Origin of the sequence: Streptomyces sp. NPDC050433 (assembly GCF_044458565.1) — a bacterium.
Taxonomy (GTDB): domain Bacteria; phylum Actinomycetota; class Actinomycetes; order Streptomycetales; family Streptomycetaceae; genus Streptomyces.
The window spans coordinates 300625-313620 of the sequence record NZ_JBITIB010000002.1 but is presented as its reverse complement, the minus strand read 5'-3'; the positions used below and the strand labels follow the sequence as shown (position 1 = coordinate 313620).

The following is a 12996-nucleotide window of genomic DNA, read 5'->3' as shown; positions in this document are numbered from 1 at the left end:
GGCCTCGAATGGCGGTACTGTGCGCGCGCGCCGTCATCCTGGACGGCGCGGTCAACGCGGAGGATTCAGTGACTGTATTCAACAGATCGTGGCGACGCCCGGGGGCGCTCGTGACGGTCGCGGCGGCGGGTGCGCTCGGTGTCGGTCTCTTCGTCGCCCCGGCGGTGGCGCACACCCCGGCCTGGGCCGTGACCTGCTCGGAGGTGAGCGTCGATCTCGTCAACTACACCGCCGACAAAGAGAACACGGTGACCCTGACGGTCGACGGCAAGGACCTGCTGCCCACCGAGAAGTTCGGCGGGGAGTTCCACAGGAAGATCGAACTGCCCGAGCACGACAAGAAACTGACGCTCCACATCGTGGTGAAGGACGGTTCGGGCAACGACGGTTCGCTCGACGAGACCAAGACCGCGCCGGTCTGCGAGGGCAACGAGCCGGAGCCCACGCCGTCCACGACGCCGCCGACGGACGAGCCCGAGCCCACGCCGACCGAGGCGACGCCCGAGCCGAGCACGTCGAGCCCTGCCGCCGAGGTTCCCTCGTCGCAGCCGAGCCCCGCCGGTGACGACCTCGCCGAGACGGGTTCCTCCAGCACGACACCGCTGATCGCGGCCGCCGCCGCCGTCATACTCGTGGCCGGTGCGGGCATCACGTGGGCCGCGCGCAAGCGCCGCACCGTGGGGAACTGACCCCCGCGCGACCACCGCTGACAACCGCCGACGGACGGCGGGCACCACCGCCGACGGACGCGGAGACGCCGCCGGCCGGCGGACACTCGCGTGTCCGCCGGCCGGCGGCGGTGCTGTTTCGCGGGGCCCGTCAGGGGCTCAGGACTTCGCGGCGGCCGGCAGCCGGTCCAGCAGTCCCCGCAGGTCGTCCGCGTGCTCCTCCTCCTGCGCGAGCAGGTCCTCGAAGATCCGGCGCGTGGTGGGGTCACCGGTGCCCAGCCACTGCGCGATCTCCGTGTACGCCGCGATGGCCACCCGCTCGGCCACCAGATCCTCCTTGATCATCTCGATCAGGTCCATGCTCGCGTCGTACTCCGCGTGCGAGCGCTTGGTCAGCGTGTCCGGATTGAAGTCCGGCTCGCCGCCGAGCTGCACGATCCGCTGCGCCAGCCTCTCCGCGTGCTGCTCCTCCTCACCCGCGTGCTCCAGGAATTCCGCGGCGACCGGCTCCGCATAGAGTCCCGTCGCCGTGTGGTAGTGCCTCTTGTAGCGCAGGGTGCAGACGATCTCGGTGGCCAGCGCCTCGTTCAGCACCTGGATGACGCGCCCGACATCCGCCCCGTAGGCGTCCGTCACCGGACCCTTCTCGATCTCCCTGCGCGCGCGGTCGCGAATCGTCTCGATGTCGGTGAGGAATTCGGCCATGGTCGTTTACATCCTTTCTTTCCTGCTGCTGTTGTGCCGACGGGCCCGCAGAATTCCCTGGCCCTCCGCTTTCCGGTCGACCCGCGGACCTCTGCCGAGATACGACTCCGCCGCGAGAATCGCCTCTTGGGCGGTGCGGTGTCCCATCAGCACGCACAGGGTGTACGCGACGTCGTCCAGCCGTCGCCGTCGCACCGGGTTGTGCGGCTCTTGCAGGACCAGCTGCTCCCAGGTCCGGTAGCGGCGCAGCAGCTGGGCGAGCCCGGCCTTGTCCGGCAGAAGCATGCTCTTCTCCCGATTCCCGAAGTCGGCCCGGCTGACCGGGCAGCGGAAAACCCACAGTTGTCCGGTCCGTCCACAGTGCGCCGATCACCCGGTGTACGCAAATGGACGCGTTCGGCGATCGCCGCTCCGCCGCCGTCCTGTCAGCGCACCACAGCCGTTCCGGTGAGGAGCTTCACGGCGGCGGCGATCGAATCGGCGTCGATACCGGCGGCGCGCAGCTGCTCGTCGGGGGTCGCGGACCCCGGCATGTTCCGTACGCCGAGCCGCACCAGCCGGGGCGCGGGGCGGCCGTCGGAGAAGACCTCGGCGACGGCGTCGCCCAGTCCGCCCTGCGGGTGGTGGTCCTCCACCGTGATCAGACAGCCCGTGTCGGCGGCGGCGGCCTGGAGGGTGACCTCGTCGGCCGGCTTGATCGAGTACATGTCGATGACCCGCACCGTGATGCCCTCGGCGGACAGCAGCTCCGCCGCCTGGAGGCACTGGTGGACGGTGATCCCGGAGCCGATCAGTGTCATCCGGTCGTCGATCGTGTGACGGAGCACCTTGCTGCCGCCGACCGGGAACTGCTCGTCGGGGCCGTAGATGACCGGCGTCTTCCCGCGCAGCGTGCGCAGATAGCTGACGCCCTCCAGCTCGGCCATCGCGGCGACGAGCCGGGTCGTCTGGTTCGCGTCGCAGGGCTGGAGCACCGTACTGCCGTGCAGGGCACGGAACATGGCGAGGTCTTCCAGGCCCATCTGGGAGGGCCCGTCCTGGCCGATGGAGACACCGGCGTGCGAGCCGACGACGCTGATCGACGCACGGCTGACCGTGGCCATCCGAAGGAAGTCATGGGCGCGGGTCAGGAAGGCCGAGAAGGTGGCCGCGTACGGGATCTGCCCGCAGGCCTGCATGCCGACGGCGGCGGCCACCAGCTGCTGCTCGGCGATGTACATCTCGAAGTACCGCTCCGGGTGCTCCTTCGAGAAGTACTCGGTACGGGTCGAGTCACCCACCTCGCCGTCGAGCGCCACGATGTCGCCGCGCGCGGTACCGAGCGCGGTCAGGGCCTGCCCGTACGCGTCACGGGTGGCGATCTCGTCGCCCACGGAGAAGCGCGGCAGGTTCAGATGGCCGACCTCGGGCCGGGCGTCTGCCACCGCCGAGGTGGGCTTGCGCACCTCGACCCGCATGGACCGCCGGCCGCCCAGCTCCTCGATGGCGCCCGCCGCGTCCGGGAGGGGCTTGCCGTGCATGCCCTCCTTGTCCTCGACGGAGGCGACACCCCGGCCCTTCTTGGTGGCGGCGATGATCGCCGTCGGCTCCCCAAGGGTGGAGCGCGCCTCCTCGCAGGCCGCCTCGATGGCCTCGATGTCATGGCCGTCGACCTCGATGGTGTGCCAGCCGAAGGCGTGCAGCCTGCGGGCGTACGCGCCGAGGTCACGCCCGTGGCGGGTGGGGCCGCGCTGGCCGAGCCGGTTCACGTCGACGATCAGCGTCAGCGAGTCGAGATGCTGGTATCCGGCGTGTTCGGCGGCCTCCCAGACCGATCCCTCGGCCATCTCGCTGTCGCCGCAGAGCACCCACACCCGGTACGGGGCCTTGCCGAGCCGCTGCCCGGCGAGCGCCATCCCGACGCCCACCGGCAGGCCCTGCCCGAGCGATCCGGTCGCGACGTCCACCCAGGGAAGCCGGGGCGTGGGGTGGCCTTCGAGCCGGCTGCCTTCCCGGCGGTAGGTGCGGAACTCCGACTCCTCGATGGCACCGGCCGCCAGATACATGGAGTAGAGCAGGGGCGACGCGTGGCCCTTGGAGAAGACCAGCCGGTCGTTGCCCGGATGGTCGGGCCGGTCGAAGTCGTATGTGAGGTGGTTGGCCAGCAGGACGGCGCCGAGATCGGCGGCGGACATCGACGAGGTCGGATGTCCGGAGCCCGCCAGGTCCGCGACGCGGACCGAGTCGACCCTGAGCTGCTGCGCCAGTTCTGCCAGAAGTTCGCTACGCATGTCACTCCTCGTCCTCACGGGATACGACCGGGTACGGCCGGACGGGGGGACGGCGGACTTCCCTTGGTGTTCGGGCGCCCGGGTGTCCGAACACCCAGGCAAGTCCGCCGGCGGCGGCATGCGGGAGTCACGCCAGGTTCTACCCCTTATCCACCAGATTGCCCCACTGGAGAGAAGCTCGCAGAACACCGGGCCCGCGGGGTGGACTCCGCACCGGCCCGGTCACCGTCCACGGAGCGCGGAGCGCCCCGCCCGGTCAGGAGGGAATGATCAGATGACGCAGCGCCGAGTCGAGATGACCGTCGATCGCCGCGAGCAGCCGCCGCTCGGACCCCGTACGCAGCAGGTCGATCAGCTGACGGTGTTCCTTGACGAGGGAGTGGTCGACCGGGGTGCCGCCGACCGTGCCGGTCAGGAAGATCCGGGTCTCCGCGACGAGCGTCGCGTACATCCGTGAGAGCCGCGGGCTCTCGGCCGATTCCACCAACAGCTCGTGGAACGCCAGGTCCTGGGCCACCACGTCGGACAGCTCCTTGCCGGGAAGCGCTTCGGCCAGCTCGTCGACGGCCTTCTCCAGCCGGGTCAGAATCCGCTCATCCTTGCTTCTCCAGAGCAGGGTGGCCGCTTTGCGCTCGATCAGACGCCGGGTCAGAAAGACGTCGCCCATGTCCTCGGGGCCCAGCTCGACGACGAACACACCACGGTTCTTGACGTTGCGGAGCAACCCCTCCTGGATCAGCCGCTGAAGTGCCTCGCGCACCGGACCCCGGCTGATTCCGAAGGTCACCGCCAGCTGCGCCTCGGCCATCTGGCTCCCTGGCGGGAACGTGCCGTCCACGATGCGCTGCCTGAGCTGGTCGATGATCAGGCTTGACGTGGTGCGACTGGTGATCGGGACAAGTCCCTGAATCACTTGGGTCACGGCTCTCCCCGCTGGGCAAAAGATCGTTTGACTTCGCACGAGCGTGGGCCCGGCTGTACGGCCGGAGGGGCCGGCTCGCACCGACCCCTGCTCGACTATTGTCTACAATACACTGCCCGCCATCGGTGAGGGTCGGAACTCCGCCATCGGCGCCCAACCTGGCTGGAAAGTCAGCCCCGGTACACGGCGACGATCTTGGGTTCGGTCATGGCTTCCACCGCGTACCGCACCCCCTCCCGGCCGACGCCCGATCGTTTGGGTCCGCCGAACGGCATGGCGTCGATCCTGAAGTCACTGGTGTCGTTGATCATCACCGCTCCTACCCGGAGCCGTCCGGCGATCGCGAGCGCGGCGTCGAAGCCGCCCGTGAAGACACCGGCCTGCAAGCCGAACTCGGTGCTGTTCGCGCGGGCGACCGCCTCGTCCACCGTCCCGACGGCCTCGACGGCCAGCACGGGCCCGAAGACCTCGTCGGTCATGAGACGGCTGTCCGCGGGCACCCCGGTGAGGACCGTCGGCCAGTGGTACGTGCCGTCCCGCCGGCCGCCGGCCCGGATCTCGGCGCCGCCCGCCCTCGCCTCCGCGACCCACTCGGCCACCCGGATCGCCTCCCGCTCCTCGATCAGCGGGCCGATGTCCGTCAGCGGATCGCGTTTGCTGCCGACCCTCAACCGCCGGGTCGCGGCCACCACTTCGTCGGTGAACGGCTCGGCGAGTTCCGCGGCGACGAAGACCCGCTGCACGGACAGACAGTTCTGCCCGGCCACTCCGAACGCGCCGGCCACCACGGCCTGGGCGGCACGCCGTACATCGGCGTCCGCGAGAACGATCACGCAGTTGTTGCCACCCAGCTCCATCAGGGTCTTCTTGGCCCCGGCGGCCCTCGCCACCGCGTTCCCCGTACGGTGCCCTCCGGTGAAGGACACCAGGTCGACCAGCGGATGGCTCACCAGGGCCTGCCCTGCCGTGCTGCCCTTCCCCGGCACGACCGCGACGCGTTCGGCGGGGACGCCCGCGTCCAGCAGGACACGGACGAAGGCCAGTGCCGTGAAGGGGGTCGCCTCGGCCGGTTTCAGGACGACGCCGTTGCCTGCCGCGAGTGCGGGGCCCAGTTTGTGCGCGACCAGATTGAGCGGGTCGTTGAACGGGGTGATGGCGGCGACCACACCGACCGGTTCGCGGGTGTACCAGCCGAGTCGGCCCTGGCCGCGCGGCGTGTCGTCGAAGGGCAGCGTCTCGCCGGTGAGCCGTCCGGCCTGCTCCGCGGAGAGCCGGAGCGTATCCGCGGCGCGGTCCACCTCGGCCCTCGCCTCCCGTACGGTCTTGCACCCTTCCCGCGAGATCACCTCACTCAGCAGCGCCCGGCGCTCCCGGACCAGGGCGGCGGCGGCCCCCAGCGCCTCGCGCCGACGCCAGGCGGGCCAGGGCGGCCCCTCGTGCACCGCGGCGGCCACATGGGTGACGGCCGTGTCGATGTCCTCGGCGGTCGCGTCCGCGACGTACCCGAGCAGGGCGCCGTCCTCCGGGTCGTACACGGGAAAGGAGGCCCGGCCGTCGCGCCAGGCGCCCGACCAGAACGCGCCCGCGGGAGGCCGCCAGTCCGACGGCGTCGTCCCCGGAGCCACCGTGGCGGCGGCTCCGACGGCGGCGGTCATCACGTCACCTTCGTGAAGGGGCGGGCGGGCAGCTGGTGATCGTGCTCACGCGCCGTCCCGGACTCGTCTGCAGACATGGCGGCATCCTCATTTCTCGGTGGTTCACTGATCCCAGAAGTGGCAGGAGACGGTGTGGCCCGTACCGGCCTGGTACGACTGAGGCGCCTCGGTCGCACAGCGCGCGCGGGCCTTGGGACATCGCTCGTGGAACCGGCACCCGTCGGGAGGGTTCACCGGGCTGGGCGGCTCGCCGCGCAACGTGCCGAAATCGGTCTCCACGCCCGGCTCCTCCGGCAGCGACGCCGCCAGCAGCGCCTGCGTGTAGGGATGGGCAGGCCGTTCGAACAGCTGGTCTCGGGGGGCCACCTCGACGATCTTGCCGAGATACATGACGGCCACCCGGTCGCAGACATGACGGACCACGCGGAGGTCGTGCGAGATCATCAGCACCGTCAGTCCCAGCCGGTCCTTCAGCTCCATCAGCAGATTGAGGATCTGGGCCCGGATCGAGGCGTCGAGCGCCGACGTCGGCTCGTCGCAGATCAGGAACCGAGGTTCGAGCAGCAGAGCCCGCGCCACCACCACACGCTGCAACTGACCGCCGGAGCACTCCGCGGGACGGCGGTCGAGGAACGACTCGTCGAGCCCGACCTGCCGCAGCATGTCGGCGATCCGGACGCCGCGTTCCTCGCGGGAACCCACGCCGTGCTGGGCCAGCGGCGCTTCCAGGCTGGTACCGAGCCGCATCCGGGGATCGAGCGCGGCGTACGGGTCCTGGAACACGAGCTGCATCGCCCGGCGCAGGGCCTTGCGGTCCGCGCCCCTGCTCCCGGCGACCTCGGCGCCGTCGAACAGCACCCGGCCCTCGTCGAGCGCCGTGAGTCCGAGGACCGCTCGGGCCAGTGTGCTCTTGCCGCAGCCCGACTCCCCCACCAGGCCGAGTACTTCACCGACTCCGACGCTGAACGACACGCCGTCGACGGAGAGCACCCGCCGGCGCCGCCCGGTGAGCGAACGCGCGCCCGTCGGGAAGGTCTTGACCAGGTTCTCCACCCGTACGAGCACGGGAGCCTCGGGTTTCACGCGCTTGCCTCCTCACGTACCGGCGCCCAACATCGGGAACGGTGACCGGTACCGCAGGCGTGCAGCGTCGGCTCGGAGTCCTCGCAGCTCTTGGCGATACCGAGCCCCTCGGCGACCGAGCAGCGCGGGCGGAATCTGCACCCGTGGTCGAGCGCGCGGGACTGGGCGGCGCTGCCCGGTATGGAGTAGAGGCTGCCGTGGTCCGAGTGGAGCAGGGAGGCACGCATCAGGGCCTGGGTGTACGGGTGTTGGGGCCTGGCGAAGATGTCGGTGGTGGTGCCGTCCTCGACGATGCGCCCGGCGTACATGACGGCGACCCGGTCGGCGATCGAGGCCACAATGCCGAGGTCATGGGTGATGAGCAGGACGGACAGCCCCGCCTCGCGCTGTTTGTGGCGCAGCAGCCGCAGAATCTGGGCCTGGACGGTGACGTCCAGCGCGGTCGTGGGCTCGTCGGCGATGAGCAGTCCCGGCTCACCGCTGAGTGCGGCGGCGATCATGACGCGCTGGGCCATTCCACCGGAGAGCTGGTGGGCGTAGCCGGCCGCCCGGCGCTCGGGCTCGGGAATCCCGACGTCCTTCAGCAGCGCGGCCACCCGTGTCCTGGCCTGTCGACGGGTCAGCCCCCGGTGCAGCCACAGTGGTTCCGCGACCTGGTCGCGCACCGTGGCCGTGGGGTCGAGCATCGCCTTCGGCTGCTGGAAGAGCATCGCCACCTGGCTGCCGCGCATCCGGTTCATCCGGCGCGGGGACAGCCCCACCACCTCCTGTCCTTCGAGGACGATGGAGCCGGCGGTGATCCGTGCCTCGGAGGGCAGCAGTCCCATGACGGAGCGCGCGGTCACGCTCTTGCCCGAGCCCGACTCGCCGACGAGCGCGACGATCTCACCGCGCCCGACCGTCAGATCGAGGCCGTCGACGGCGTGGGTGTGGGCGGCGTCGTTGAACTCCACACGCAGGCCCTCGACCCGCAGAACGGTGTCGCCCCGCTCAGGGGTTTCGTCGCGTTGTCGGCGCATGTCCGGTCTCCTTTCCCTGGACTGAGTGGTACAGACGGCGCCGGACGGTCACCACGGCGTCGGCAAGGTGCTGATGAAGGGTGGCGAGCGCGGCGTCCAGATCGTCGCCCGCGATCAGCCGGGCCAGTTCCTCGTGCTCCGGCACGAGATCGTGATGCGCGGGGTCCGCTCCGGCCATCATGTGGAGGCAGAGCCGGGTCTCGGACATCAGGGTGGAGAACATCCGGCTGAGACGGTGGCTGCCGACCGCGTCGACCACCAACCGGTGGAAGCGCACGTCGAGTTCGCCGACCGCCGACCAGTCGTCCTCGGCCGCGGCGGCGTCCATCTCGTCCACCGTCTCGCGGAGCGCGTCGAGGAGTTCCGGGGAGGCGGACCGCCGCATGACGCGGCGGAAGGCCGCGGCCTCCACCGCCTCCCGGGCGAAGAAGACATCGATGATGTCCTCCTCGCTGAGCACCGGGACGAAGACGCCCCGGTGCGGCTGGCTCGCCAACAGCCCTTCCTGGATAAGCCGTTGCAGGCTCTCGCGGATCGGCCCCCTGCTGACGCCCAGCCGTTCGGCCAGTTCGGCCTCCTGCAACTGGCTGCCCGGCAGCAGGGTGCCCCGGTGGATTCCGTCGCGGAGCTGCTCGGTCACCAGCGCGGTCAGCGTCTTGCGGGAGACCGGGGTCATGGGTGAGGTGTCTTTGGTCGTGGGATCGCCTGTGGTCATCGGACCGCTTCTCTCCTTCGTCTGGGTGATACGCGCCCCATTCACCGGCTCTTCTCCGCCGGTTCCACCCCCTGGCCGATCAGGGAGACACTCAGCGCGGTGAGGAAGATCGCCAGACCGGGCACCATCACCAGGAGGGGCATCTGCTCCATGTAGGGCTGGGCGTCGACGAGCATGGCGCCCCAGTCCGAGTCCGGCGGCTGTACTCCGAGCCCGATGAAGGACAGTCCGCCGACGGTGATCAGCTTGTGTCCGAACCGCAGGAAGCTGAGTGCGGTCATCGGGCGCATGGCGTTGGGAATGACATGCCGGACGATGATGAAGGTGCGGGAGCATCCCAGCGCTTCGGCGGCCTCGATGAAGTCGCGGCTGTTGATCTCCAGGGCCAGACCTCGCATGAGGCGGGCGAAGGGGGTCCAGCCCACGATGGTGAGGGCCGCGATCAGCGTCCCGTAACCCGTTCCGAACACGGCGATGAGGAAGAGGGCGACGACGACGTCGGGGATGGAGATCAGCAGGTCGACGACGCGCATCAGGAATTCGTCGACCATGCCGCCCACCCGGGCGCTGAACGCTCCGATCAGTGTGCCGAAGGCCGCCGAGAGCACCAGGGTGATGGCGGCGATGGAGACCGAGAACCGCCCGCCGTACATCAGTCTGCTGAGCACGTCCCGGCCCAACTGATCGGTTCCGAGCCAGTGTTGACCGCTCGGACCGACCAGCCGCTGGGACAGGTCCTGTGCGGCCGGGTCGTACGGGGCGATCCACGGCGTCAGTGCCAGGACGGCTATCACGAGGACGAAGACGGCGGCTCCCACGCGTACCGTCCACGGCCAGCCCCGTACCGTCGCGGTGGAGGACACCGCCGCTTTCCGCACCCCCGAGGCCGGCGGGCGTGTGTCGCCCGACCGGATGCCGGGAGCTTGTTCAGTGAGTGCCATGGCGGGCCCCCGCGGTTGGGTTGATCACTTCGCTGAGCAGGTCGGCGGCGGTGCTGACGACGATCGCCAGGGCGACGAGGCAGAGCAGTCCGCCCTGGATGACGGGCATGTCGTGGTTGACCACCGCCTTGTAGACGAGTTGCCCCATGCCGGGGATGGCGAACATCACCTCGACGACGACGGAGCCCCCCAGCAGGCCGGCGAACCAGAGCGAGGCCAGGTTCAGCACGGGCAGCAGCCCGTTGCGCAGACCGTGTCTGACGAGCGCCTCGCCGGAGCTGAGCCCCCGGCCGCGGGCCGCGACGATGTACGGCGCCGCCAGGACGTCGATCATCGAGGCTCTGGTCACGCGGGCGAAGTAGGCCAGGGGCCGTAGCGTCAGCGTGAGCACCGGCAGGATCAGGGACTCCGGTGAATTCCAGCCCGCCGAGGGCAGCCAGCCCAGATAGCGGGAGAAGAGCAGGACCAGCACGGGTGCCAGCCAGTACTCGGGCAGGGCGACGAACCCCTGCGTCAGAAAGGTCACGCCCGTGTCGATCTTCTTGCCCGGCCGGGTCGCGGCCAGTGTCCCCAGAGGCACCGCGAGCAGGATCGCGGTGCTCAGGGCGATGACGGCGAGGGTCAGGGAGACACCGAGCGCGCCGCCGAGCAGTTCCTCCACGGGGGTTCTGCTGGTGAAGGAGAGGCCGAAGTCCCCTTGTACCGCCCGGCCGAGCCAGCTCAGATACTGCACGAGAAGCGACTGGTCGAGTCCCAGTTCGCGCTTCATGGCCTCGACCGCGGCGGGGTCGGCCCCGCCCTCCGACACCTGCGAGCGCAGGATCGTCCGTACCGGGTCACCGCCGCTCAGATACGGAATGAGGAAGGTGAGCACGGAGACGACGAACAGTGTGGCGACCATGACCGCGCCGCGCCGAAGGGCGAATCGGACCATCTCCCCACCTCCTTGATCCAGCCGTCGCCGGCTATTTGATGGCGTCGAGCGCGCGGTAGTACGCGCCGGCGAAGGGCAGGAACCACGGCGGGCCGAAGTGGCCGGGAACGCGCGGGAATTTCAGCCCGCGCCAGGGGTTGGCCTCCGGCTTGCCGTTCAGCACCTCGGCCATCAGGCTGCCCATGTGGGTGGCCATCTGGACGCCGTGGCCCGAGTAGCAGGCGGAGTAGAAGAGCCCTTCGCGCTCTCCCGCGTGCACCATCTGATCCAGACTCAGATCCACCAGGCCGCCCCAGCAGTAGTCGATGCGGGCGTCCGCGAGTTGGGGGAAGACCGAGAGCATGCCCTTGCGCAGGATCCGGCCGCTCTTGAGGTCGGACTGCGGACTGGAGATGGCGAACCGGGCGCGGCCACCGAAGAGAAGCCTGTTGTCCGGTGTGATGCGGAAGTAGTAGAGGAGGTTCTTGGAGTCGGACGCCATCCTGCGGGTTGGCATCAACTGGTCGACGACGTCCTGGTCGAGCGGTTCGGTGACGATGATGAAGCTGCCGACCGGCACGATGCGGTTGCGCAGCCAGCGGTACGACGACCCGGTGTAGGCGCCGCTGGCGAAGAGCACCTGGTCGGCGCGGAGCGTGCCGACCGGGGTGGTCAGGTCGTGGACCTGACCGTTGAGCCGGCGGACCTTGGTCACCGGGGCCTTCTCCAGGATCCGCACGCCGAGCCGTTCGGCGGTGTCGGCGAGTCCGCGGACGAACTTCCCCACGTGCAGGCCGGCACCCTGCGGGTCGACCATGCCGCCGTGGTAGAAGTCGGACCCGATCTCCGCGCGGATGTCCTTCTTGGAGATCAGCTCCGTCTTGTAGCCGATCAGGTCGTGCAGCGCCTCGTGGGTGCGCTGCATCCGCTCGTAATGGGTGGGCCGGCACGCGAGGTTGAGCTTGCCGCTGCGCTGGAAGTCGCAGTCGATCCCCTCGTCGGTGACCAGTTTCTCGACGGTGTCGATGGCGTCGTTGTAGGCGAGATAGAGGTTCTTGGCGGTGGGGACCCCGTAGCGGGCCACGGCGGTGAGAAAGCCGATGGCCAGCCCGGGGGTCGCCATTCCGCCGTTACGGCCGGAGGCACCCCAGCCGACGGCGTCCTGTTCCAGCACCGTGACCTGGGCGCCCTTGCGGGCCAGATGCACGGCGGCGGACAGGCCGGTCAGTCCGGCGCCGACGATCGCGACGTCCGTACGCCCGTCGAGCGCGAGGGCCGTGCGGTCCGGGGCGGCCGGGGCGGTGTCCAGCCAGTAGGGAATGGGCTTCACGGAGTGCTTCTTCCTCTCGACGCGCTGCTGCGCGGGCACGGATCGGCCGGGGTGCGGGACGTCAGAGGCCGAGCAGTCCGGGCAGCTCGGTCAGGGTCGGGATCTCGCTGTAGCCGTAGTACGGGGTGCTGGGCTCGTAACCGCGGTTGATGTAGACCTTGTTGGTGATCCGCAGGTCATGGGCGGGGATGAGGTCGTAGCGCAGGCTGGACGAGACATGGAGTATGTCGCCGGGGCCGCAGTCCAGTTGGCCGAGCATGTACTCGAACGCCTGGAGGCGCGGCTTGTAGGCCTGGGCCTGCTCCGCCGTGAGCACGGCGTGGAACGGGGCGCCGAGCTTCTCGACGTTGGAGCCGATCTGACTGTCGGCCGCGTTGGAGAGGATGACCAGCGGGTACGCCTCGGCCAGCTTGGCCAGGGCTTCCGGGACGTCCGGGTGGGGGCCCCAGGTCGGGACCGCGGCGACGATGGCGTCGGCGTCGGATTCGCGGTACTCCAGCTTCCACAGCGCGGTCGCGCGCTGGAGGGCGTTCTCGATGACCTCGGGGTAGGGCTGGTACGCCCCGATGACCTCGTCGATCCGGTACGCCTCGAAGTCGTCGAGGAAGTCCTCCATCCGGTCGGCGGTGACCCGGTCCGCGTACAACTCGCGGGTGAGGGCGGACATCTGGAAGAGGGTGAGGGTGCCGTAGCAGTCGAAGGTGATGTACTTGGGCCGGAAGTCGATCACGATGGGCTCCTTCTGGGGCTGTTGTGCTGTCATTTCGAGGCGACG

The 12996-nt window shown here is 69.8% G+C and carries 13 protein-coding genes; 1 reads left to right on the top strand and 12 read right to left on the bottom strand.

The window, feature by feature from the left end; all coding sequences use genetic code 11:
* Window positions 1-68 precede the first annotated feature (68 nt).
* Window positions 69-689, top strand: a complete 621-nt coding sequence (locus ACIBLA_RS04175; protein WP_363244225.1) for an Hsp20/alpha crystallin family protein — start codon at window positions 69-71, stop codon at window positions 687-689.
* 138 nt (window positions 690-827) lie between these two features.
* Here ACIBLA_RS04175 and ACIBLA_RS04170 read toward each other — a convergent pair whose 3' ends face one another.
* The 12 genes from ACIBLA_RS04170 to ACIBLA_RS04115 all read right to left on the bottom strand — a co-directional run bounded on the left by ACIBLA_RS04170 (window position 828) and on the right by ACIBLA_RS04115 (window position 12951).
* Window positions 828-1373, bottom strand: coding sequence for a ferritin-like domain-containing protein (locus ACIBLA_RS04170; protein WP_363245533.1), 546 nt, complete (start codon window positions 1371-1373; stop codon window positions 828-830).
* 6 nt (window positions 1374-1379) lie between these two features.
* The gene (locus ACIBLA_RS04165; protein WP_363245534.1) at window positions 1380-1658 is read right to left on the bottom strand and encodes a DUF5133 domain-containing protein; all 279 of its coding nucleotides are present in this window, start codon (window positions 1656-1658) and stop codon (window positions 1380-1382) included.
* 140 nt (window positions 1659-1798) lie between these two features.
* Window positions 1799-3643: a transketolase gene (locus ACIBLA_RS04160; protein WP_363245535.1), complete on the bottom strand. Its 1845-nt coding sequence runs from the start codon at window positions 3641-3643 to the stop codon at window positions 1799-1801.
* A 256-nt stretch (window positions 3644-3899) separates the two neighbouring features.
* Window positions 3900-4565 carry a GntR family transcriptional regulator gene (locus tag ACIBLA_RS04155; protein ID WP_363245536.1) on the bottom strand — a complete coding sequence of 222 codons (666 nt, stop codon included), beginning with the start codon at window positions 4563-4565 and terminating at the stop codon, window positions 3900-3902.
* Window positions 4566-4735: 170 nt separating this feature from the next.
* A complete protein-coding gene (locus ACIBLA_RS04150) occupies window positions 4736-6220 on the bottom strand; it encodes an aldehyde dehydrogenase family protein (RefSeq protein WP_363245537.1) in 1485 nt (494 codons plus the stop codon).
* Between the two features lie 102 nt (window positions 6221-6322).
* Window positions 6323-7303 (bottom strand): ABC transporter ATP-binding protein, encoded by a 981-nt coding sequence (locus ACIBLA_RS04145; protein WP_363245538.1) that lies wholly within the window; start codon window positions 7301-7303, stop codon window positions 6323-6325.
* Complete coding sequence (locus tag ACIBLA_RS04140) at window positions 7300-8322, bottom strand: ABC transporter ATP-binding protein (RefSeq protein WP_399197695.1); 1023 nt, start codon at window positions 8320-8322, stop codon at window positions 7300-7302. The genes ACIBLA_RS04145 and ACIBLA_RS04140 overlap by 4 nt, the downstream gene beginning before the upstream one ends.
* The gene (locus tag ACIBLA_RS04135) at window positions 8294-9037 is read right to left on the bottom strand and encodes a GntR family transcriptional regulator (protein WP_363245540.1); all 744 of its coding nucleotides are present in this window, start codon (window positions 9035-9037) and stop codon (window positions 8294-8296) included. The genes ACIBLA_RS04140 and ACIBLA_RS04135 overlap by 29 nt, the downstream gene beginning before the upstream one ends.
* Window positions 9038-9078: 41 nt before the next feature.
* Complete coding sequence (locus tag ACIBLA_RS04130; protein ID WP_363245541.1) at window positions 9079-9900, bottom strand: ABC transporter permease; 822 nt, start codon at window positions 9898-9900, stop codon at window positions 9079-9081.
* Window positions 9901-9964: 64 nt separating this feature from the next.
* Entirely contained in the window at window positions 9965-10912 is a 948-nt protein-coding gene (locus ACIBLA_RS04125) for an ABC transporter permease (RefSeq protein WP_363245542.1), read from the bottom strand.
* Between the two features lie 31 nt (window positions 10913-10943).
* On the bottom strand, window positions 10944-12221 hold the full coding sequence (locus tag ACIBLA_RS04120) for an NAD(P)/FAD-dependent oxidoreductase (protein ID WP_399197694.1): 1278 nt from the start codon (window positions 12219-12221) through the stop codon (window positions 10944-10946).
* A 61-nt stretch (window positions 12222-12282) separates the two neighbouring features.
* Entirely contained in the window at window positions 12283-12951 is a 669-nt protein-coding gene (locus tag ACIBLA_RS04115; protein WP_363245544.1) for a haloacid dehalogenase type II, read from the bottom strand.
* Between the last annotated feature and the right edge of the window lie 45 nt (window positions 12952-12996).